Source organism: Natranaerovirga pectinivora (assembly GCF_004342165.1).
Lineage (GTDB): Bacteria > Bacillota > Clostridia > Lachnospirales > DSM-24629 > Natranaerovirga > Natranaerovirga pectinivora.
In genome coordinates, this window is sequence record NZ_SMAL01000002.1 from 23,205 (window position 1) to 47,205 (window position 24,001).

The 24,001-nt window shown below is 32.6% G+C and carries 14 protein-coding genes; 13 read left to right on the forward strand and 1 reads right to left on the reverse strand.

Features of this window, described 5'->3' with window-relative positions; translation table 11 throughout:
* Position 1: 1 nt before the first annotated feature.
* The 8 genes from EDC18_RS02715 (at position 2) to EDC18_RS14720 (ending at position 11,868) form a co-directional block, all read left to right on the forward strand.
* Positions 2–358, forward strand: coding sequence for an inorganic diphosphatase (locus EDC18_RS02715; protein WP_243115045.1), 357 nt, complete (start codon positions 2–4; stop codon positions 356–358).
* Positions 359–529: 171 nt separating this feature from the next.
* Complete coding sequence (locus EDC18_RS02720; RefSeq protein ID WP_132250054.1) at positions 530–5,413, forward strand: AAA domain-containing protein; 4,884 nt, start codon at positions 530–532, stop codon at positions 5,411–5,413.
* Entirely contained in the window at positions 5,403–7,619 is a 2,217-nt protein-coding gene (locus EDC18_RS02725) for a hypothetical protein (RefSeq protein WP_132250056.1), read from the forward strand. Before EDC18_RS02720 ends, EDC18_RS02725 begins: the two co-directional genes overlap by 11 nt.
* Positions 7,597–8,712, forward strand: a complete 1,116-nt coding sequence (locus tag EDC18_RS02730; protein ID WP_132250058.1) for a hypothetical protein — start codon at positions 7,597–7,599, stop codon at positions 8,710–8,712. Before EDC18_RS02725 ends, EDC18_RS02730 begins: the two co-directional genes overlap by 23 nt.
* A 5-nt stretch (positions 8,713–8,717) precedes the next feature.
* The gene (locus tag EDC18_RS02735) at positions 8,718–10,559 is read left to right on the forward strand and encodes an AAA family ATPase (RefSeq protein ID WP_132250060.1); all 1,842 of its coding nucleotides are present in this window, start codon (positions 8,718–8,720) and stop codon (positions 10,557–10,559) included.
* On the forward strand, positions 10,516–11,106 hold the full coding sequence (locus EDC18_RS02740; RefSeq protein ID WP_132250062.1) for a 4Fe-4S single cluster domain-containing protein: 591 nt from the start codon (positions 10,516–10,518) through the stop codon (positions 11,104–11,106). Before EDC18_RS02735 ends, EDC18_RS02740 begins: the two co-directional genes overlap by 44 nt.
* Positions 11,107–11,258: 152 nt before the next feature.
* A complete protein-coding gene (locus EDC18_RS02745) occupies positions 11,259–11,567 on the forward strand; it encodes a type II toxin-antitoxin system Phd/YefM family antitoxin (RefSeq protein ID WP_132250064.1) in 309 nt (102 codons plus the stop codon).
* Between the two features lie 124 nt (positions 11,568–11,691).
* Entirely contained in the window at positions 11,692–11,868 is a 177-nt protein-coding gene (locus EDC18_RS14720) for a type II toxin-antitoxin system RelE/ParE family toxin (protein WP_279230899.1), read from the forward strand.
* Positions 11,869–12,093: 225 nt separating this feature from the next.
* Here EDC18_RS14720 and EDC18_RS02755 read toward each other — a convergent pair whose 3' ends face one another.
* Positions 12,094–12,993, reverse strand: a complete 900-nt coding sequence (locus EDC18_RS02755) for a cobalamin-dependent protein (protein WP_132250066.1) — start codon at positions 12,991–12,993, stop codon at positions 12,094–12,096.
* A gap of 545 nt (positions 12,994–13,538) precedes the next feature.
* Here EDC18_RS02755 and EDC18_RS02760 point away from each other — a divergent pair.
* The 5 genes from EDC18_RS02760 to EDC18_RS02780 all read left to right on the forward strand — a co-directional run bounded on the left by EDC18_RS02760 (position 13,539) and on the right by EDC18_RS02780 (position 23,984).
* Positions 13,539–15,224, forward strand: a complete 1,686-nt coding sequence (locus EDC18_RS02760; protein ID WP_132250068.1) for a methyl-accepting chemotaxis protein — start codon at positions 13,539–13,541, stop codon at positions 15,222–15,224.
* 1,069 nt (positions 15,225–16,293) lie between these two features.
* On the forward strand, positions 16,294–19,053 hold the full coding sequence (locus EDC18_RS02765) for a hypothetical protein (protein WP_132250070.1): 2,760 nt from the start codon (positions 16,294–16,296) through the stop codon (positions 19,051–19,053).
* A 19-nt stretch (positions 19,054–19,072) separates the two neighbouring features.
* On the forward strand, positions 19,073–19,777 hold the full coding sequence (locus EDC18_RS02770) for a vWA domain-containing protein (RefSeq protein ID WP_132250072.1): 705 nt from the start codon (positions 19,073–19,075) through the stop codon (positions 19,775–19,777).
* Positions 19,778–19,789: 12 nt separating this feature from the next.
* A complete protein-coding gene (locus EDC18_RS02775) occupies positions 19,790–20,581 on the forward strand; it encodes a PP2C family serine/threonine-protein phosphatase (RefSeq protein WP_132250074.1) in 792 nt (263 codons plus the stop codon).
* A 13-nt stretch (positions 20,582–20,594) separates the two neighbouring features.
* Positions 20,595–23,984: a tetratricopeptide repeat protein gene (locus EDC18_RS02780; protein WP_132250076.1), complete on the forward strand. Its 3,390-nt coding sequence runs from the start codon at positions 20,595–20,597 to the stop codon at positions 23,982–23,984.
* Positions 23,985–24,001 lie beyond the last annotated feature (17 nt).

Here is a 24,001-nt window from a genome sequence, read left to right on the forward strand (position 1 = left end):
AGTGTTAAACCAATTTGATAAAGATTTTTGGAGTATGTTAGATGAATTATTTTCTGAATATAAGTTAGAGATTGATCGCCCCAAGGGGAGCACTCATCCGAAATACAATAGCTATGTATACCCACTAGATTATGGATTTCTTCAGGGGACAGTTTCTTCTGATGGTTCTGGAATAGATGTTTGGGTGGGCACTAGTGAAATTAATAAGCCTGTTGCAATTATAAGTTCTGTTGATGTTATAAAAGGTGATTCGGAAATCAAAATATTGTATGGATGCACGGAGAGTGAAATAGATTTAATATACAAAGAACATAATCGCTCTGATGGGATGAAAGGATTATTGAGTAGAAGATACTAAGACTTATCTGCTTAAATAAGATTTATCTTGTGAAATGAAGAAATTATTGATTGATTCAGGAGTAACAATTTTCCCAGAGCAGCATGATTCAATTGCAACAGATGCAGTAAATTCAGGATATCAAAATTGCACTTCATCTTATTGCGTGAAGGATGGAGAGGAGAAAAAGAAATGGCAGATGAGAGAAATATAGCGAAAATTATTGCAGGAATAGTAGGCGTTGGAATAGTAGGCACAGGTATTGCAGCTTTAATAAATAGTATTAATGATGATTCGTCATTATATACACCAAATTATGAGAATCCAGGTGATGATGATAATGTCCCATCGGTTGATGAAATATTTGAATCAGAAAGAATTCAGCGTGAAGATTCTAAGCGGGATGACCATCAGGCTGAACAAATGAGGGATGATTATGAGAACGGCAATTTTGAACAACGAGAAATTCGAAATGATATTGAATATGCTCAGAGAGAATTTGATCAGCAAAGCCAAAAGAGTGGCGTTGAATATTTATATATAGATTTTGCACAATACTTAAAATCGGGAAGTAGAAATCGAAATGATGTCTACATTGAACCTCTGGAGGAACAATTTGAAAAAGTACATCGTAAATTATCACTTCACGGGAAAAACGACATTACTGATTTGAGAAAGTTTGTAAGCCTGTGTTTCCCTTCGATAAAAAGTACATATTATGTATCTTTACCTAGTTTTGAGAGATCAATAGAAACATTTAGTCAGTTTGGCCAAACTTATGAATGTATATATAACATGGTAATTAGACCTGAGAAGAGCGGAATAGTATCATCGGTTTTGCCAAAGGAGCTTGATGTTGTACTTGTTGGCGATCTTGTTTTTAGAAACAACATCATTTCGTTTGTTGTTAAGGGGTTGGATCTCATAGATGAAAATGTTGAAAAATTTGGAGAATTAAGAATAGAGAGTGCAGCAGCCTGTGCAATTGGGAAAAATGATAAAAATCTACCGGATTATGGTCTGGATAACAGAGATTTGTATAAGCCGTTCCTTACAAGAGATAAGGTCTTGTCATTGTGCGAAAATGTATATCCTATTGAGAATCCGGAGAAAGCCATAATTATTTTTGAAGAATGGAAAAAATATGTTTACTTTAGAAAGTATTTTTTGAATATTCAATCGCAAAGAAGTGAACGTATTGATAATGTTAGCTATATACATGCCTATTCTATTAGCAGGTCTGAATATAGAAAGAATGAGGAAACCTATGAAAGTCACTTGCTTGATGGAAACAAGAATTTTATTCAGAAGGATCAGGTCCTCTTAGATAAATACACAGAGGGTGCAGCAGAGTTTTCTTTGATCAAGGTTGAAATAAGCAAAAATCTAGCTGAGATAAATAGATTCTTGGCAAGAGATAAGAAGATAAGCAATTATGAAAGAGACTTAAGGAGATTTAGCAGAACACAAGTTGCACTATCTCAAAACAATCCGTGTAATGATGTGTCAGTCGGGATTAATGAAAATTTGTTGTATTTAGGAAATAGAGTTGCTTTTGAAGCTATTGACATAGAACCTGATTGTGAGGATATTATTAGTTTTTTTGAGGAGAAGTTAAGACGAAGTGATTCTTTTGTAGACGAGAAGTACAGAGGGATTATTAGGGAAGTAATCTCTGAATATGAAAAAAAGGAAGATAAGCGTCTTGATGAAGAAATGCAGAAAGCGATTGACGAATATTTTGAGTCATTAGATTACAATTATGAAGCAGATGTTGAGCATAATACAGATAAGAATATTGCAAAAAGGTATTCTGCAAGAGTAAAAGAAATAAATATTAAGTATGACAAACAAAAAAAACAGTTAGAAAAAAATAACAAAATGAGAAAAAAACAGGATGGTGCATTAGAAAAAGTCAAACAGCAATTTATTGATGAAATAGAAAAATTGATAGTGTTAGAAAAAGAGGAGATAGCTAATATACCGCTTTCACAATGGTACTTTGATAGAAATGAAAAACTTAAAACAGATTTCGAGAAAAGCCAAAGATTACAAAAATCTAAAGACCTTGAGGCATTATGTAGTGAAAAGGAGAGACTTCTTAAGATTCAGTTGGCATCTGCAATAGAAGGTGAAAAGAAAGAGTTTAAGGAAAAAATCGATAAGGATAAAGCTGAGGAAATAGATAAAAAGAAAGAAAGAACAACTCAAAGGCATTTTTATATTTATTTTAAGGCTGAAGATGTTAATTTTGATTTGATTAAGACAGATTTGCTAATGAAGAACAAGTTTTTGATCTATGATAATCGAGCTGAAAAGAAAAAGATTGAAAGACAAGAGAAAGCGATATATTCGTTCTATCATGGATATGTAAAGAATCCATTTCTGGCTTCATACTTTTTTGTGCCTGAAACACTTGGAAAGTCTGAGACTAATTCAACCGAGATAGAATGGTTTGAAAACAGGCTCAACGATAGTCAAAAGGAAGCTGTTAGAAGAGCACTTGCTAGTAACAGTCTGTTTTTATTGCAGGGACCTCCTGGAACAGGAAAGACTGAGGTAATAGCTGAAATAACTGCACAGTTTGTAAAACAGGGAAAAAAGGTTCTTGTATCTAGTGAGACACACAAGGCAATTGATAATGTATTTGAGAGATTGCCTAAAATACCTGAGATTCGTCCTTTAAGACTTGTCCCTTCAATGTCAAATAAGGAAACTGAATACAGCCCTGAAAAATTGGTAGATAATCTTTATCTAAGCATTTCTAGTCGATTGGATAAAAGAATTCAGCAATATGAAAATTTCACTGAAATGAAGAGTAATTTTAGTGAGAGTATGAGTGAATTACGATTTAGACATAATCAGTTGTTGCAATTGGAAAAGGATTGTCGTGCTGTGCAAACAGAGAAAGAAAATCTTCAGAGAGAAATTTCTGATCTTGATCATGAGGTAGAGACAAAGCGGAATTCAAAAAGACCATTGGAAGAGGAGAAGGAACAGTATGATATTCTGATTTCTTACATGGATAAGGGTACATTTGATGAAGAAATTGATAAAGGTGATGTTTTATTTGAAATAGGTAAGTATTTTTATGAGCTTGTTTCTAAATATGATATTTTCACTGATGTTGACGCAGAAAAGGTTAGTCGAATCTATCGTCTTGATTTGGATCAAGTTAGAGATGAATTTAAGACCATTGAAGATAATAGTGCTTCAATGAGTGTTGAACAGGAAAAAGCAAGTATTCGTTCAAAGATTAATGCATTACGAGATCCTGATACGGATATAATTTTTGAAGGCAAGGAAGAGGAATATGAAATATTAAGAAAACAACTTATATCATTGAAAAATGTAAAGGATGCAGAAAGTGATATAGATTATTCGTCTCTTACTATTGCCTTGCTTATCACAGCAGATAAACTTTCTAATAGTGTAAGCAGAGCTAATGTTCTGCAGGAACTAGTAGAAATAAAATCAAAAATGGACAAGTATATTTATGAAAAGAGAAAGATAATAAATGATTTGGTAGACAAGCTTTCTAAGAAAAAAGCAGCCGTTGATGATGAAATTTCGGTGATAAAGATTAATAAAAATAATAAAGTTTTGATGATTGAACAGCTTAATGAAGATAATTCATATTTAGATTATAGAAGGAAGCAACAGGAACTTCGAACAGCAATCGTTGATTTTTTTATGGATTTTGATATATATGACGAATATCCGGCAGATGATTTTGCGGCTGCAATAGAAATAATTAATAGACGCTTGAGTGACATTGAAAGGAATCAAGATGCTCTTGAAAAGGAAAACAAATCAAGAATTCCAATGTATAAAGCTATTCGAAACTATCTTGCTGATGAAGCGATTCTCGAAGAGGATAGAGTTAGCTATACAAAGAAACTATTTGATAACGCCAATGTTTTTGGAATGACTTGTACAAGTCGAGAGTATTATAGCGAATCTTCAATGCAGGCTTTAAGGGAGTATAAGCTTGGAAATATTAATGTACGAAATGTTGGAATAGATGTTGTGATTATTGATGAGGTTAGTAAATCATCGTTCCTTGACTTATTAATTCCGGTTCTATATGGAAAAACAGTGATTTTAGTTGGAGATCATCGTCAGTTGCCACCTTTATATGACTTGAAACATATGAGAAAGGGCGATTTTGAGGGACTTAATCCAGAAATAATAGATTATGATTTGAATCAACATTATCAGAAGTTGTATGAAACTTGTTTCTTTAAAGAACTTTTTGAAAAGGTTCCTAATTCATATCGGATAATGCTTGATAAACAGTATCGTTGCCACAGTGATATTATGGATGTTTTTAATCATTTCTATAGTGCAAATGGAAAAGGATTGACTGTAGGACTGAGTAACCAAAATGACCTTAAGCAGCATAATTTGTTGATTAAATCGAATGGAGTTACTTTGATTGAGCCTCATAATCACATACATTTTGTAAACTGTACTGAGTATGAGTCTTCTTTAGATAGTGAATCATCGTCTAAAATTAATAGACAGGAAGCAGATGTTATAAGCAAATTACTAAAGTTGATTAATGAACAGTATGGAAGAATGATTGAGTCTGGTGAAATCAGAAAAGATTCCAGGAAAGACGAAAGAAAGAGTATAGGTGTTATTTGTACTTATCGTGATCAGGCTCGTCATATAAAGAATAATATTAAAGGAATTAAGTTCCCAAATGTATCTACCAAGAGGGCGGAAAGACTGATTATTAATACCGTTGATGATTTTCAAGGAGATGAAAGGGATATCATTATTGTATCAATGGTCAGAAATCCTAGAGGAGATAGATATAGTACAGAGTTTATTGATCAGTTTGAGAGAATTAATGTTGCGCTTTCTAGAGCAAGATGCATGCTAATTATTGTGGGTTCACAGGAGTTTTTAAGTAAAAGTAGCATTGATTTGCCTGACATAAACGGAAGAAAGGAACTCGATAGACATTCGTTTCCTGTATATAAGGAGATCATTCGTACCATTCAGGCAAAGGGTAAAATTTTGCAAGCTTCTGATATTATTGGAGAGGTGAAGAAGAATGGAAAATAAGTATTTCTTAAATTTTGAAACAGCATGGTCTTTTCCAATAATGCAATATGTTACAAATTCATCATATGTGGAGGTAAGAAAAGCATCAGGAATCGCATATATATTGCTAGAGCTAATTAGTGAATCTGAGAATATTGAAGAAAAATTGGTTGTGACACTTAAGAATCTTGGTGTTCCGTACGACATTCATTATATTTTTTGTGGCGAGCTTGCCAACATGATTGACTTAGGAATCGTTAGAATGAAGGCGAACCGTGATTTTGGAGTTGATTTATTGGAAATGTATTATATATCCGACTTTGAGGTGACGGAACTAGGTAAAAGATTATTTGCTGAAGGAACTATTCCTACAGGAAACAATAGTATTAAAAAGCTTAATGTATATTATGATTTGGCAACAAAAAATATTATGATAAAGTCTGACTATAGATTATTTAGGTTTGACAGCGCTACAATTGATGAAGGTTGTATTGGCAAGGTACAACTAAATAGTGATGATGTTGAACTATTTATTTCTGAAAACATGCATAGTTATGGTTTTAGAAAAGGTGAAGCAATCACTGGGTGTGAACATGAAAACCCAGAGGCTTTTGTATATAAGCTCGAGGATGCTGTTGTTATTCAAATTGATCAGGAGAAAATGTATTTATCAGCGAAAGATAAAGCGAGAAATACATACATTAGCGAGAATTACTCAATTGAAATAATATCAAACATAATTGGTGCAAAGAAAAAGTATCATTTTCCTGATGATACTTTACCAGAGATACCTAGATATGATTACTCAGATGTATATAATGTTGAACAGATTGCAATGCCTTCACAGTTATTCACTGTTTTGGCTGTTAAAAATCAATTGTCATTGAGCACTGGTATTGAAATGAAGAATAGTGAATGCATTATAGATAAGAACGAAGTCTTAGAGATATTTCAACAAAGTGGGATAGAAGGATATGCATGTTATTTTGAAAACGGTACGCTGTATAAAATTATTCCAGGTAGATTTGAAGTTGAATTAGAAGGATTCCAAAGTAAATGTGAGATTAATTTGATTATCACACAACGCATGTCTGATGAATGTGCGAATCAAGTGCTGAGAGGCGTATTTCTAAAATGTATTGAAACTGAAGAACCAATAAAGAGATGCAATGTAATAAAAAAACTCACAGAAATATCAACTTATAAAGATTATGCAGAACAGTTCACATTTTCATTGTTGAAAAAGCAAAAAAATATAGAGGATAAGGTCGGTATATTCCTTAAGTTGAATAATAAGTTCCTTAGAGAAAAATGGTGGCATGAATTTGTAATATGTAAGGCTCAAGAATTATTTGATGATCTTTGTGCACAGGTTACTATTGATAATTTTAGCGCAAAAAATACATTAGGAGAGAGCCTCAATAAGATATTAAAGCAGAATGATTTTGATTATTTAAGTTCAATCTCTAGAAATCTTATTGTAACTGAGGGCGAGGAAATTGCATATGAAGCTATGGAAGGGCTGAATTATAGTGCTGAAAGTGTGTTAGGAGTAATCAACATATTCAAGACGTATTGTGTGGATGTGCTAAATGGTGAGACAATATCAAGTCAAAGTAAGTTAGGAAGGCAGTGTGTATTGCTTGGACAATCTCTTTCAGAATTAAAGGAATTAACTGGGATATCTGATGTTATTGAAGATGCAGCCGAGTTAGATATTGATGCAGATAGGTTTATTCAAGTTCTGGCTACGTATAATGATATGCTTAAAAAATTAGAAAAATATAGGTTGTATGCAGTTGAACAATTCAATGCTTTGTTAGCTTTTAATGAAAGATATACAGATATAAGAGAGATAGTTACTATTGAAATAGAAGCTTTAAAGAATCCAAGCAATATTAATAAGAACTATATTAATCAAAGGCTTAAAAAATCCCGTTATAAAGATGCAATATGTGATTTACACATAAGACTACAATATGAGCTCAATCGCTTATTTGGAACGCAAAATGCTCAGACGTATGATTTGCTGTCAAATGCTGGTATAACTCGATACTTGAGTGAAGATGAATTGAGTGAGATGCATGTTGTGAGAAAATGTAGAAATGAGTTTCAACATCCGACAGGAAAGAGAAATAATAAGTATTCTGAGCAGAGAATAAAAGAGTGGTGCCAAATAGTAGAAAAACTAGGAGGAATGGATAATGAGTCATGCAGTAAGAATTGACTATCAGGGAATTTCAATTCAGTGCCAGAGTATCTGCGAGATGGCTAGCAGCCAACTTTGTAAGCTAGATAGAATGCTTGATGTTCTTGAGAGTGGATCAACAAGACTTCTTAATTCTCAAACGGATGCATTGAGGAAAGAAATTACAAAGATAAAGCAACAAATTCAAAATAAAATTGATTCAGTATTAAGCAAAGCAAAGAAAAAGGCGAGTTTGGGAAGAGTAGTTGTTGATTCGGATTATATGGGTAGTCATGCTAATGCTTATGAAGTCATTAATGAGGCAGAAGAATTGGAAGTTATGGTTACTACGTTAGCCGACACTAAGCTAGTTGAGATGGAATCACTACTTAATCAATTAATGAATAGTCAACTAGCTACTTACCAAGAAAAACTTAAGGATTTAGCAAGTGGAAGGATTAGAATAAATTATGATGTACAAGAAAAAATCAATATGATTACAGATGAAGTTATAAGGCAGTATGTTTATTTGGCATGGGTGGATAATCCGGATGCATCTTATGATTCTTTGTATTCTTTAGCGATGAAGATGAAATATTCAGCTGATAATCGGCAATATGTAGCAGTTGAAGAAAAGAAAATTGAAGAAATCAAGACTGAACTTAGGGATGAGAAGATTGATGAAAAAACAATTGAAAAGATTGTAAGTCAAAATGATGGAACAGCTAAGGAAAGAGTTCAAAAGGCACGAGAACTGGCTAATGCAGAAATTGTTAACGAGAAGGTTAGACGTGAAAGTGTGAAGATTATTGTTCAAGCCATAAAAAAGAGAGGATTTTTTGTTGATGTGAAATCAATCAAAATTGATAGAGAGAATAATCAGGTTAATATTCTAGCACAAAAACCAAGTGGAGCAAAAGCAGAATTTAAAGTATTTATGGATGGCAAGTTTGAGTATAGATTTGATGGTTATGAAGGTCAAGCATGTCAAAAAGATATTAAACCATTTATGGATGAATTAGAAGACGTGTATGGCATCAAGGTCATAAAACAGACTGAGATTTGGAGCAACCCAGACAAAAACTCAACAATGAAATATCAAACAATTGACTATAATAAGAATAAGGGGTGAAAAAGATGGCGATTGATAATGCATTTAATCGTTTAAAAAGAGAAATAGGTATTAAACGTTGTATTATAATTGATGGCAATGTTGGCGATGTGTACCTGAACGAAAAATGTCAAGTTATGGATTTGAAAACTTATATCAAACAAGTCCTAAACAATATGAATTATGATAATGTAATTTGTTGGGATAAGGTAGACGGTACAAAGGATGATATTGGAAATTTGAAACTTGTTGAAGATGTCGATGTAGAAGGTGAAGCTTATTTAGATAATGAGGAACTATCTGATATATTAGGAGATTCGTCTGCAAATACAAATGAGAATAAATCAGGTTCTATTGATACAACTGATATTAAGGAAATGCTTAGCATTGTAATGAAGAATTTGATCAATAAGAATAAAAAGGTTGCTTTTATTTTGAATTGGGCAGATTTTATGTTTTCTGGTTCTCAGCTACCACCGGATGAAAGAGAGCAACTTACTATTTTAGGCAAAGCGATTAGGGAAAAGATGCCAGATTATAATTCGACAGATGTGAACGAAAGCACAGTTATCTTAATTACTAATAAATTGGCAATGTTTCCAGTTGCATTTTATCAAGGTAATCCTGAAGTAAGTACAATAACATTACCAAAACCTGATCGCGAAGAGCGTGAAGCAATGATGAGAAAAATATCTTATTCCTTTAATGTTATAACAGAAAAGGGAAAAGATTTGATGGAATGTGAAAAAATCAATGAGTATATAGATATGCTTAATGATTTTACCAATAGAGAACTGATGCAGTTGGCAAGACTTTCTAGAAAAGAAGGCAAAATGGCTTTCGATAAGCTGTTTCTGCTATTTAAATATGGAGAAAAAGATAATCCTTGGGAAAAACTCGTATATTCAGAAGTTAAAAATATAAAGAATAAACTTGGCGAGCGAGTAATTGGACAAGAAAAAGCGATTGAAAAGATTGAAAAAGTTGTAATAAAGGCATATATGGGAATGACTGGCATACATAAAACTTCAAGCCGTTCTATGCCTAAAGGAGTTTTATTCTTCGTTGGACCAACTGGTGTTGGTAAAACAGAACTTTCAAAGGCGTTAGCTAAGTTCTTATTTGGTGATGAAGATGCTTGTATACGTTTTGACATGAGTGAATATGCTCAAGAAAATTCTGATCAGAAGCTTATTGGAGCACCTCCAGGATATGTAGGATATGAGGAAGGTGGACAACTTACAAATGCGATTAAAGAGAAACCATTTAGTGTTATTCTTTTTGATGAGATTGAAAAGGCAGCTAAACCGAATCCACGTATTCTTGATATTTTCCTTCAAATTCTTGAAGATGGTCGTCTTACAGATAGTAAGGGAGAAACTGTTTATTTTAGTGAAAGTGTGATTATATTTACTTCTAATTTAGGAGCTAGTGAAGTTGATCCTGGTGCAGTTGATGTGGCAAGTGAATTTATTGAGATAGTAAAGAAGTATTTTAATAAAGAAATTAAACGACCAGAATTGCTTGGAAGAATCGGGTACAGTAATATTGTACCTTTCAATTTTATCCAAGATGATGATTTTAGATTGAAGATTGCTCAGTCAAAGCTCAAACCTATTAAAAAGGGAATTGAAGAAAAATATCATATGAAGCTTGCATTTGATGATGAATTGGCATTTATAAATTATGTAATAGGTGATGCTGACAAGAGCAAAGGTGGACGAGATATTTTAAATGCATTGAATGATCGATTACTCGATGCTTTAGCAATGTTTTTATTTAAGCATAAAGAAGATTTAGTATCTTTGAGAGGAAGTAAAATTTATGTTGAAACAAAACAGGAAGGACTTACCTTTAGATTTGAGTAAGAAATTGAATGTTGCTCATATTAATATGTGCACTGAAGCTGAGGGACCACATAAGCGAATGGCTATATGGTTCCAAGGCTGTAATATATTATGTGAGGGATGTTGTAATACAGAATTACAACCGATAGTTACTGCTCATATTATGACTTTACAAGAAATAGTTGATATTGCCTTAGAGTCGCAAAAATTATACGGAATTGAAGGAGTTACTTTTCTTGGTGGAGAGCCAACTCTGCAGGAAGGACTAAGCGAGTTAGCTAAATCGATAGGCAATAATAATTTAGGAACAATATTGTTTACAGGAAAAATTGTAGAATTATTGGATGAAAAACTGGTTTATAGTATCGACTTGATTGTAGATGGAAAATTTGATGAACAGCAAATAGACAATAATAGAAATCTTATTGGTTCAAAAAATCAGAGAATCCATTTGTTGACTGATAGATATAAAAAAGACATGGATTGGTTTTATAAAGTCAGAGAAAAAAGAGTTGAAGTCAATATAGCTCAAAGTACAGGGGTGTTTATATCAGGAGATGTATTGTAATGGTCAAGCGTTTTTGTAACACCACCATAAAATTATTCGGTAATTAAGATTCATTAAAGAACTGGTTATCAAACCTACAAGAAGAATAAAATGATAAAATAGTCAAATTATGATATCATATGACTATAGAAATATCGGAATGAGGTGATAGGATGGAAACAGCAATTAGGCCATCGGCAGATTTAAGAAATCATTATAGTGAAATCTCTAGGCAATGCAAAGAATCAAGAGAGGCCGTTATTATTACTGTAAATGGACGAGGTGATACAGCAGTTCTTGGATTGCAGGTTTATTATCAGATGAAGTCGGAACTAGAACTACTCAGAACACTTGCTGAGGCAGAAGATGATGTAAAAAATGGAAGATTGGCACCAATGCAGAATTCATTTGATGATCTTCGTACGTCCTTACTAGAAAGGAAACAAACTTTCAAGGAGGGCGGAAAGTTGGATGAATTATAAAATATAACGTACAGACAGAGCAGAAGAGCAGCTCCGTAATATTATTTTCTATATTGCAGATGACTCTAGTGATATTAATATTGCACTTGGATATTTAGACAAGATTTAAACAGCAATTAATTGTATTCAAGAGTTCTCTGAGTCGGGAAGTGTTCCTAGGTATTCAATTCTAAAAAAGCAAGGGTATAGAGTATTGATTGTTGAAAGACATCTTATTTTTTATAAGATAAATGAGGCTGATAAGTTAGTAATTATATATGCCATTGTAGATGGCAGAAGAGAATATCGTAATCTGATATAAAAATTGAACAAAGTATTTAGATTAAATTTGGATGCTTTTTTGTCAAACAAGGAGATAAGAGAAGAACCGCCATCAACTGTACAAGGTAAACAAGCTTTTTACAGAGTAATGGCAGGTTCTTTTTGTGGTAATGTTAGATCTTTGTAGAGAGAAAAACCCTTTAACACATGTCCGACTAAATCTTTGGAAATATTCGAAGCTTATTTTTTTAGTGATTTGGCTCTTTTAAGTTACTAATTTATTAGCAATCTTAACTGCATCTATGCCATTTCCAGCATATGCATCTGCACCAATTTTTTGCCATAAATCGACATTTGTATTAAATGCATTTCCGCCAACCATTACTTTAACGTTGCTGCAACTTTTAGTTAAACGAATGGTATTAATTAAAGCAGTTACAGAATTAACATTAAAAGGCATAGTAGCTGATATTGCTAGTACATCTGCTTTTTCTTTTACAATCATTTTAATAATGCTATCTGAAGGGATATTTACTCCTAGATAGTACGTTTTCCAACCATCTAATTCTAATAAATTTGTTACCATTCTAATGCCTATCTGATGGTATTCACCATTTACAGCCATCGTTATAATTTTATGTTTTTTTGAATCCACGGATGTTGTATCGAGATATAGTTTTGACATAATTGACTGAGTGATTTCTGTAAAGTAATGCTCCTGTCCTACGTGAACTTGATTACATTCCCATAATCTACCAACTTCTTTTAAAGAAGGTTCTAATATCTTCATATATATATCCTGCACATTTACACCTTGATGAAATGCATCTAGAATTATTTTTATTCCTAAGTCTTTGTTGTTACTTAATAAGGCATGTATATAATTTTTTATAATAGAGGATACCAGAATAGGTTGGTCAATAGTAAGCGTAGATTTATTATTATTTTCAGTATTTATAATAATAGGTTGTCTTCCTAACAAACTATCTAAAGAAATATTAAAAAAATCTGCAATTCTAACCAGGGTTGCTTCATTTGGAAATCGAATACCTTGTTCGTAATTAGCTATTGTCGTTTGGCCTACACCTAAACTTTTTGCTAGATCAATCTGACGTAAATTTTTTTCTTGTCTTAAACTTTTTAAACTAATTCCAAAATTGTCCATAGCGGCACCCCCTTATAATAGAATAATATCACTAAATGAAATATATAGCTAGTAGTATATCCATAATTAGGAAAAATAAATATTTACAAATCACTAATCGTGGTGTAATATTAATAATATCACAATTTGTAATAATGAAAAATAGAACTAAAGTCGTAAGACGCAGTCAAAGTTAAAATTTACATAAAATTAACAGGTGATTAATATTCCAAAAATTTACTTGCTATAAAATAAAAATTAGTAACTTAGAGTACCTACTCATAGTTAAAGAAATAAATATAAATTTTTTCAAATTGAGTATTTTTAAATTATAGCTACATAATTATTAATGGCATATGGTATAAAAGATAAGGATCCAACTATGTCAGGTGTTGCGCCAGAAAGGGGTAAGATAGATCGGTCTAACTGTGCTAAAAAGGATTTGCTGTAAATAGTATCGATGGGTTAGAAGACTATAGTCTCTAAAAATATTTAAGGAAGTAAATGATGTGTTTAAGATTCATAAATCTACATAAAACTACATTACATCTGGAGGAAAGAATACTATGACAATCTTCAAAAAACTATTAGCAGCTTTTCTAACAATTATCACACTAATGATAGGTATGGTTACATTCTCTACAATTACTGCAGAAAGAATCAATCAAGCTAATCAGGAAATTAATATGGATATGGACAATATTTCTTTTTTTATTGAAAAAGAAGTAGATCATTTAAGATGGTTAAACAATTTGTATTCTATGTTTATATCGGGAGAAATACCTGATTCTGTCGATCACACAGAATGTGATTTAGGGCAATGGTATTATTCATATACACCAGAAGAGTATAACTTAGAAATATATAGAGCTTTAGAGAGTCCCCATATAAAGGCACATAATGGTGGGCATAGGGTGATAGATCTTTTTGAAAATGGAAGGGTTGAAGAAGCAATTTATCTTTTTGAAAGTGAAACCATTCCAGCAGTAGAAGATGTACAGCACTATTTGAAATTATTGCAAGAAGCAGAAAGAGAAGAAGTAGGAAAGTTTCAAGCTGAAATTACATCCTTACAAAAAACAATAATGATGATTACTATTCTAGTAGCTATTTTAGCTATTTCGTTTGTTATACTTATTGTCTTTATATTAAATAAGCAGATTGCATTACCCATTGTTAATCTATCAAAGACTATTGAAAGAATGTCACAATATGACTTGACCTTTAATAAAGACAATAAATCCTCAATATATCTTAATAGAAAGGACGAAATAGGAAGAATTGCTAGGGCTTTGAAACAAATGCAAGATAATCTTATAGACCTAATAAAAAAAATATTAGACACATCTCAACAAGTGGCTTCTTCTTCAGAGGAATTAACTGCAACTACTCAGCAATTTTCTAGTTCTATAGAAGAAGTATCTAAAACAATTGAAGAAATAGCGAATACGGCTAATGATCAAGCAAAGGATGCAGAAAGTGGTGTGCAAAAAACAGCTGATTTAAATAAAATTATTGAAGAAGATTTAAAAGATATGGCTAGAATAAATGAATCGACTAAACAATTGACAGTATTAAAGGATGATGGCATTAATATAATAAAAGATCTTACACAGAAGACAAGTAATACCAATCAATCAATAAAAAACATATATCAAAGTTCTATAGATACAAATGAAAGTGCAGAAAAAATTGGAGAAGCGAGTTTAATTATTAAAGGGATAGCAGATCAAACAAACCTTTTAGCCTTAAATGCTGCCATTGAAGCTGCAAGGGCAGGGGAAGCAGGCAAAGGCTTTGCTGTAGTGGCAGATGAAATTCGAAAACTAGCGGAACAATCTACCTATTCAGTTAAGGAAATTGATGAAATGCTTAAAAAATTACAAGATAACTCAAAAAATGCTGTATCAACTATGGAAAAGGTCTTGAATATTATTAAAGAACAAGTAGAAAGTGTAAAAATAACAAAAAATAAATTTTCTGGAATTGCTTATGAAATAGAAAAAGTTAAAGAGATTGTTGATAGATCAGTAATATCAGTTACAACTATGGATGAGACCAAGAATCAACTATCAGACCTTATGCAAAACTTAGCAGCAATTGCTGAAGAAAATGCAGCAGGTACGGAAGAAGTCTCAGCATCTGCTGAAGAACAAACAGCATCTATGGAACAAATATCCAGTTCAAGTCAAGCTTTAGCTGATTTAGCAGTGGAGTTACAAGAAAGTATAATGAGATTCAAATATGAATAGGTAGATATAAATAAAAGTAGTGACATATGTTAATAAAAGGATATGCGCCTTATTTCAAAGGTGTTCCTTTTATAAGTAGGTTCAATAATACGCACATCAATATTAATGTGTATCATTATTACTTTCTTGCTAACACACACGTTGAGACAGTTGTGTTGATAGTCGCGTCCAGCTAAGCTTTCAAATGCTAACTGGTGCAAGTACAGTCTGAGTAAGAGTCAAGTCGCTCAGTAGCTAGTAACCAAGGTACAGAGTAATCTGTGCCTTGAAGCGTTATGAAAAACGTCAATAAAGGATTTGAAGGAACTGGAGAGACCCTACTTTACACATCAATGATGTAAAGTGGTTGTATATAAGCCAAAAGGTGAAGTTATAACCTGTAAAGAGGGAGTCAGAAGTGCCCATAGTACCAATGATTATATAGACAACAAAACTATGTATAGGAAAGGGGCACAACTTTATTCAAGTTTTCGGAGGAGGTAAGTACCACTTCTCTACTCTGTAGAAGAAATAGCTTGATATCAAAGGGTTTTAAGGTTTTCAATAAAATATGGTAATGTGTTATATGTTCCCTCAAACTCGGTTTGGTATGATTCCCTTAAAGTAGACAGTGCAAATAAATAATTTGTACTGTCTACTTTAAGGGAGTCTTTTTTGGTTACGATAAAAGTGTGCTAAACCTTTGTTTCATAGCGATTGTGGATTCCAATATACAAATAAAGTATTTAAGAGAAAACTTGTTTTTTAGACCCATAGGCAATCTATCTATTATGCAATTTAAGTTGTGAAATTAAGTATTTAAGATTTATTTAGCAGAAGATTGAATTTTGTTGAATTTTAAATTAAATATGTTAAAATAAATATTAATAACAATACTTAATTGAATTTAAACAGATATAGTGATTTGTATAAAAAGTTTTGTTAGATGGACAGAAGGACGTATTTTACCCTTTCTCAGGGGAGTAAAAGCCAGTTTGCCAAGTGAGTTTTGTTTGTAGAATGATACTTTTAATGGAGATAATTAGGACTTATAGAAGTATAAATATAATATAAAAGGAAAGGTGTATTCATGGAAAAAAATTGTTTGGCAAGTGAAAAAAGCTATGAAATTGATGCCTTCAAGGGGGAAGTTCTTAGGCTTTTGGATCATAATATAAATGATATTTTTGCTGAGATAATAAGATCAACCAAGGACTTTAACCGGATAAAGCAAGTTATGATTAAATTAAAAGTCGATGACTATAGGAATGATTTTAAAATAGTTGGTGATACTTCAGAAGAATTGTTGAAGGCAAACAGCGTGGATAAAAAACTAAACTATGTTCAGTTTGCTAAAATTAATGAGGCGAATGGCATTTTAAAAAAATGGTTAGTTAATGTTGATATTCATAAAGAGATATTATTGCTTAGGGAGATAAGAAACAGACTAAGTCATTATGATGAGGGAAATAAATATAAAAATATAGGTGAAGTACATAAAGATTTATTTATATTGGAATGCTTTGTATTCAACTTTAAAATGAAATTTCCGGAGAAGTACGAGGATTTTAAATTAAAGTATGACGAGATAATTCAGAAAGCCAAAGATTTTGCAGACAAGTATAGTGAAAGTACAATTATATCGCTAAAGTCTAATAAAATATCTATAGAGGAATATTGTAAGGAACTGCAAAACGATATATTTTATGGTGAAAGTATAGAAACAATCAAGGAAAAGCTGTTTGTAGCGATTGGACACCTTGGAATAGATGTTTCGGGAGGTAAATTTAAGAAAGATACAAGAATAGATATAATAAAGTATATATATAAGAATAAAACTTATGAAAGAAACGCTATAAACACAGAAAATACAGAACAAAATAACGATGAGACAGTAAAGTTTAAAGATAATTCTGAAAAAATTAAATCTATGAAAATGGAAAGTTTTTTTTGTAAAAATCTTGGTGAAGCAGAATTAAGAAGAATCGTTAGAGATTTTAATATTCTTGTAGATTATAGATGTCTTGCATCTAAATCAGCAAGAGTGTTTTTGCAAAAGAGCTTGATCCCTATTTTAAGGTCCTATGGGGATGAAGCAAAACTCTTTTATGTTTATGAGACGTTAAATGACTATTTTACACTTAATAGAGATAATCATGATAAAGATGCAATTATTCAATTTATTTATTCTAACATGGAATTAAAGGTTTACTCATATATAAAGACTGAAGACAATTCTGCTAGAGATGACGATAATATACTGAATATTTTAAATAATTTACATAATGATAAAAACTTTTGTGTTATAACGGATAAACAAAATCTTATTAGTGGTATGCAGAAAGCACATAGAGATGGAATATATATTATAAATCCTGGACTAGTTGGGGGAGTTAAGCATAAACCCCAAAAGGAAGAATTTACCCCCTTATTCAAATTAAGTAAGTCATGCGTGGTTGATTCTAATACACTTTTAAAAGTAACGCATATTCCAGCTAGTGGCGATGAGGTGTATACATTAAGGCAGAACAACGTCATTAAATTGGTGGATTTTATTAACGGCGGTGGAGAGGGGAATATATATACCACCAGTCAACCAGGTATAATTGCCAAGGTGTATTTTGAAAAATGTATTACTACCCAGAGAAAGGACAAACTCACCCTGATGACTGAACATCAACCCAATATCAAGAATGTATGCTGGCCAATTGATATTATATTAAATAAATCTGGTGAATTTGTTGGCTATATAATGGCACAGGCTAGTGGTAAGGATATAGCAAAAACTATTTTTAAGGGAAGGTGTAAGGAATATAACAGATCTGAACTGGTTGAATGTTTAATAAACATATTTAAAACTATATCAGAGCTTCACAAAAATAATATCTTGCTAGGAGATATTAATGGGGGGAATATCCTGATTCAAAATCCACAGGAAATATATTTTGTTGATACTGATAGTTATCAAATTGAAAAATACCCTTGTCCTGTTGGCACTGAGTTGTTCACACCTCCAGAGATTTTTAAGTCAGAAAATGGAGAGGTGAGAGATTTCAGCAAGTTTTTACGTTGCCCTGAGGATGAAAGATATGCTTTGGGTGTACTTGCTTTTATGATACTGATACCGGGAGCAACACCGTATCCAATGATAGAAGGAAAGCTACAAAGTGGATTCCGTTTTCCTCAGACGGGAAAAAAGGCAGAAGGAAAACTTGCGTACAATTGTATATGGAGTTATATTCATTTTCAGGTTAAGCAGTTGTTTTGGAGAGTTTTTGATGAAAACGATAGAACTGTAACATCAGATAACTGGGTAAGGGCATTGCAGAGTTACAAGAGAGATATTGGTAAGGATGATATTAAGAATCAAATATTCATCACAACTTATAAGGATATAAATGGAGATACCTTTGTAGTTGACAAGAAATGCCCCAAATGCAATATGCCTTTGAACATCAAGGTAGATGATTATACCAGAAAGGCTTCTTTAGGAAAGACTGTGTATTGCAGGGCGTGTACCTTGAGAAATATTCATATCAATAATTTGACAACATTTATGGAATGTGAAAAATGTAGAAGAAAGCTCTGTGTTTCAAAACGGGACTATGATAGACAAATTGATAGCATTACAAATATTGCCTGTGAAAGATGTGGTATAACAGTTAGAGGATATTCTAGCGAGTATGAAAAAAGAAAAAGTCGTGGATGGTCTATTTTGTGTTATGAATGTGACTCTAATAAGGGGCTTTATGATATAAAGGTTTGTTGCAGTGAATGTGATGACAGAAACGGGGTGCGAATAAAGTATGCAGTACCATCGCTTACTGACATAATAAATTCAATAAAATAGAAGAAGGGATGATAAAATTATGGATAAAAATTTTGAAATTGAGTATGAGAGTTTGCTTGAGAATCCAGCTATGAGAGTGCCAATATGTCTATGCTTGGATGTATCGGGCTCAATGAGTTATAATGGCAAGATTGACGCACTAAATCAGGGAATAAAAGAATTTATAGATATATTGTATGAAGATGAAATTGCAAGGGATGCTGCAGAATTATGCATTATAACTGTAGGAAATAGTGCACCGGAACTAATAAGTAATTTCAGTAGTATTGATAAACTAAGACTGGATAAAAGAATAGGCAATTTTACAGCAAAAGGAGTGACACCTTTAGGACATGCCGTACAAATGGCCATAAGACATTTGAATGAGCGCAAAGAATTATATAAGGAAACGGATACCGATTACTACCAACCATGGCTGGTGATAATGAGCGATGGTGCCCCAACTGATGATGAGGAAGTTGAAAAAACAATTTCAATCACTCAGAAAATGATAGAGGATAGAAAATTATACAGCTTATCAATACTTATAGGGGAATACGCAGAAGGAGCTGAACTACTTGGAAAGTATGCTTCTTCCAGTAAGGCTTGTAGAATACAGGAAATTAATATGAGAGAGTTCTTTAGATGGTTAAGCTCCAGTGTTTCTAAAATATCTAAATCAACTCCAGGCTCTAATCAAGATCCTTTTTCAGATATGTATGACAGTGGAATTTTTTTAAAGTAGGAGGAACTTGACATGACAATAAATGTTGCTGCTGCTTGGCTAAAGGGATTAACACATTCAGAATGCCAGGATAAGGTCAATGCATGCAGGGGAAAAATATACTTATACAATCATATGGATGATTGTAAAATAGAGTCAGATTATGGACTTGTTGTCGTATGCGATGGCGCCGGCTCTAAGATTCATTCCAGCGCCGGTGCTTATGTGGTGGCAAAAGGTGTGGAGAAATACTTTACGGTTAAGCATCAATGGATGTCCTTTGAGGAGTTCAATATAGAAGAAATAAAGCATGAATTATTACACTATATAATACAGGAAATTCTTAGTATAGCTTCTAAGGATGATCACATTTCTGATTATGCATGTACGCTGCTTTTTGTACTGTATTTGGATAGAAGCAAAAAATATATCTACGGTCATATTGGGGATGGTGGAATTGTAGCCTTAGAGGATGATTCACTAAGAATTTTATCAGGACCTGAAAATGGAGAATATAAAAATCAAACGTATTTTATAACAGAAAGAAATGCTGAAGAACATTTTCGTTTAAAAGTAGGCACTAATATAAGCCAGCAATTAGGTTTTCTATTGTGTACTGATGGCATTGCGGGCAGTTTGTTCAAATTTTCCAAAACTGACCCCAAAATATCACCAGTATGTCAGACTTTTTGCGAATGGTTGATGGATTCTGAGACAGAGGAAGAACTTGTTGTAATAGAAAAAGCATATAAGGATAATCTATACAAGCATTTTTCATCTAGAAGCAAGGACGATTTAAGCCTTGTAGTTATGACGGTTTCTTAATTGGAGGAAGAATATGGGCTTAGGAAGTTGGATAAGACAAATAAGTTTAAAGTCAAAACTGAAAAAAGGTAATATTGATGCTGCTTATGAACTGGCTAATATGTATTTGTCAGACACTTCATTATCAAACAATGAAGTAACAGGTATAGAATATCTGATTCAAGCGGCGCAAGGAAATGTTGTTAAAGCTCAGAGCGACTTGGCAAAATATTACCTAGAGGGCAAGTATGTAACACAGAATACTCAAATAGCAATGCAGTGGCTTTTGTCAGCAGCTGACAATGGATCAGAAAGTGCTTTGAATGATTTAAAGAATCTAGTAGAAAGAGTGGATTCTAAAATTGCTTTTCAATGGTTTGAAAAGTTTGCAGCAGAAAATAGTAAAAATGCATATTTGATACTAGGGAACTATTATTATAGGGGAATTGAAGGGAGTGTTCCAATAAATTATAACCTTGCCTCAGAAGCTTATCTTAAAGCTATGAGTATTGGCATAAATACTGTTGAATTACCTTATAGTAACTTAATCAGTATTGGGTCATACTTTTATTATCAGGCAAAGAAATATGAAATGGCTGTATACTGGTGTAATATAGCTGCAGACTTAGGTGATTTGGATTCAAAGTATATTTTAGGAAGATGTTATTTTGATGGTACAGGGGTTGAAAAGGATTTCCAACAAGCCTTCCTTTATTTTAAGGATTCAGCGGAAAGTGGCATTGTAGAAAGTAAAAAATATTTGGGAATATGCTATATGTATGGCTATGGTACTCAAAAAAACTCTACAACAGCGCTACAACTCTATAATGAAGTATCATCTACATATCCAGAAGTATTTAATTATATTGGACAATACTATATTAAGAAAAAAGATTTTACAAAGGCCGTTTTAAATTATGAGAAAGCGGATGCATTAGGTATAGCGGTTGAGAATAAGGAAGAGTTTTATAACTTGGCTTTATATTTTGATGAGGTTCAAAATTATGAAAAGGCAGTACATTGGTTAAATCTCTCATCAAAGAAAGATACAAGTGAAGGATATTACCTGATGGCTCGATACTATTTTTACGGTCGATATTTTCAAAAGGATCAAAAAAAGGCAATGGAAATGCTACAGAATCTTTCTATTATCAGATATGAGCCAGCATTACTTTTACTTTATAATTTATATAAGAATGGTGAAGATAGTATTGAAAAAGATAAATCTAAGGCTTTCAGCTACCTAACAAGTTTAGCTGAGTTAGATCATTCAGAAGCTATAAAAATGCTGGGCAACACTTATATGCAAAAGGACAGTGGCGTTGTGCAGCAGGATTATGAACAGGCAGCTAAATGGTATGATAAATGGTATAATCATATAGATAAAAAAGGGAATATAAGTTATGAGCACTTAGAGGAGATTGGCCAGAATTATTGGGAGATAAAAGAATTTAAATCTGCCAATAGATGGTTTTCTAGAGCAGTTGAAGAAGGGTCAGTTATTGCACATAATTTCTTAGGAAAAGCATATTTCGAAGGAAGGGGTATGACTCAAAACTTTACCAAGGCTATTAAGTATTTTAAATATGCAGCAGAAAAGGGTGTTTTTGAAAGTAAGGTATATTTAGGTCAATGCTATATGCAAGGACTTGGGATAGCTTCTAAAAATTCTGATATAGCATTACAATTATTTAGTGAAGTGTCCTCAATATACCCCGTAGTATATAATTATATTGGAAATTATTATATAAATAATAATGAAATTGCCACAGCTGCTTTGAATTATGAGAAGGCAGACGCAGCAGGGGTAGCAGAAGAGAAAAATGGAGAATTCTTTAATTTAGCTTTATATTATAATGAAATTCAAAATTACGAGAAGGCAGTACATTGGTTAAGTCTTTCATCAAGTAAAGATTCAAATTATGGTCGTTTCCTTTCGGCACTATACCAATTTCATGGTCGGTTTGTTACAAAGGATACGAAGATGGCAATGGAAATTTTCCAACAGCTTTCTGATGAAGGATATGAACAGGCATTTTTAAAGCTTTACGACATCTATAATAGCGGTGAGGAGGGTATAGAGCAAAACAAAGGGAAAGCCTTTAGTATAATATCAAGACTTGCAGAGTTAGGTAACGTAGAGGCTATAAAAATGGTAGGTTGCGCTTATATGCAAAAAGATAGTAACTTTATGCATAAAGATTATGTACAAGCGGCCATATGGTATGATAAATGGTATAATCATAAGCTTAAAGTGGGGAATGTGGATCTTTCTCATTTAGAGGAGATTGGTGAGTATTATTATAAAATTAATGAATATAACACAGCAAGTAAGTGGTTAATTAGAGCGGTAGAAGTAGGATCAAAGACTGCGTATGTCAACTTGGGTAATATAGCAAGTCGTGAGGGCGATAATAATAAAGCTTTTGAATATTTTTCAAAAGCTGCTGCAGATGAAGTTCCCGATGGATTAGCATATCTTGCGAATTGCTATTATATTGGAAAAGGTACTATTATTGACTATTCCTTAACATATAAGTATTTTGAAAAGGCAGCGAATAAGGGAAGCTCAATAGGGTTGTATGGACAGGCCTTTTGCCTTTTGAACAATATAGGTGTTAGATCAACAAATGAGGATAAAAACAAGATATTTACACTTCTAAGCAAAGCTGTTGAGATGAATAATAATAATGCTCATGAATTGCTATCTAACTGCTACGAGCTTGGGATTGGAACAGAGGTTTCCATTGATATGGCAATATATTATTTATGTCAATATAGAGATGATGAGAACTTGTTGCGAATGGTAAAGGAGAAAGATTATGTTAATGCATATCAGTATGTTAAGGACAGAGAAGAGTATCTCTACCATAAAATGATTTTTACTTACTTTGGTAAAGGAACTAATCGTGATAAGGATGCAGCATGCGAAATGTTTGTAAGCTTCTATAAATCCAAGACACTTAGAGATAGTTGTAGCAATCATGCAACAAAATCAACCTTTAAATATAGAATTGCCAAGGATGTTATCGAAGAAGGAATACGATATGAACGTGCAAGGGATTATGAGAAGGCAAAAAAATATTTTAAAGCTGCCCTCAGATTTAATCCCCAGGCAGGAATATTTCTTGCAAGGTTATTGTTTGAACAAGGGGACATTGATTCTCTTCCGTTACTAGATAAAATGTCAAATTGGGAGGAAAAGGATGATGTATATAAAAAATGTAGAAGTATTGCTCATAATATGCTTGGCTTGTATTATGAATATTTTTATTCCAAGGTTACTAATATACAAACATCCTACACAAATGGTTTCAATTTTAAAACCATTGACGTTCAAAATAGCTATTTGATGATGGAACACTATATGAAATCAGTTGAAGATGAGGCATATAAGAGGATTGGTTCTTTGATAGGCAGGTAGTTTTATTGTGTACATAT

What these genes read in the sequence shown, in the direction of transcription:
- EDC18_RS02720 (WP_132250054.1), top strand. Translation starts at nt 530, where the DNA reads ATGGCAGATGAGAGAAATATAGCGAAAATTATTGCAGGAATAGTAGGC.
- EDC18_RS02725 (WP_132250056.1), top strand. Translation starts at nt 5,403, where the DNA reads ATGGAAAATAAGTATTTCTTAAATTTTGAAACAGCATGGTCTTTTCCA.
- EDC18_RS02730 (WP_132250058.1), top strand. Translation starts at nt 7,597, where the DNA reads ATGAGTCATGCAGTAAGAATTGACTATCAGGGAATTTCAATTCAGTGC.
- EDC18_RS02735 (WP_132250060.1), top strand. Translation starts at nt 8,718, where the DNA reads ATGGCGATTGATAATGCATTTAATCGTTTAAAAAGAGAAATAGGTATT.
- EDC18_RS02740 (WP_132250062.1), top strand. Translation starts at nt 10,516, where the DNA reads ATGTTGAAACAAAACAGGAAGGACTTACCTTTAGATTTGAGTAAGAAA.
- EDC18_RS02745 (WP_132250064.1), top strand. Translation starts at nt 11,259, where the DNA reads ATGGAAACAGCAATTAGGCCATCGGCAGATTTAAGAAATCATTATAGT.
- EDC18_RS02755 (WP_132250066.1), bottom strand. Translation starts at nt 12,993, where the DNA reads ATGGACAATTTTGGAATTAGTTTAAAAAGTTTAAGACAAGAAAAAAAT.
- EDC18_RS02760 (WP_132250068.1), top strand. Translation starts at nt 13,539, where the DNA reads ATGACAATCTTCAAAAAACTATTAGCAGCTTTTCTAACAATTATCACA.
- EDC18_RS02765 (WP_132250070.1), top strand. Translation starts at nt 16,294, where the DNA reads ATGGAAAAAAATTGTTTGGCAAGTGAAAAAAGCTATGAAATTGATGCC.
- EDC18_RS02770 (WP_132250072.1), top strand. Translation starts at nt 19,073, where the DNA reads ATGGATAAAAATTTTGAAATTGAGTATGAGAGTTTGCTTGAGAATCCA.
- EDC18_RS02775 (WP_132250074.1), top strand. Translation starts at nt 19,790, where the DNA reads ATGACAATAAATGTTGCTGCTGCTTGGCTAAAGGGATTAACACATTCA.
- EDC18_RS02780 (WP_132250076.1), top strand. Translation starts at nt 20,595, where the DNA reads ATGGGCTTAGGAAGTTGGATAAGACAAATAAGTTTAAAGTCAAAACTG.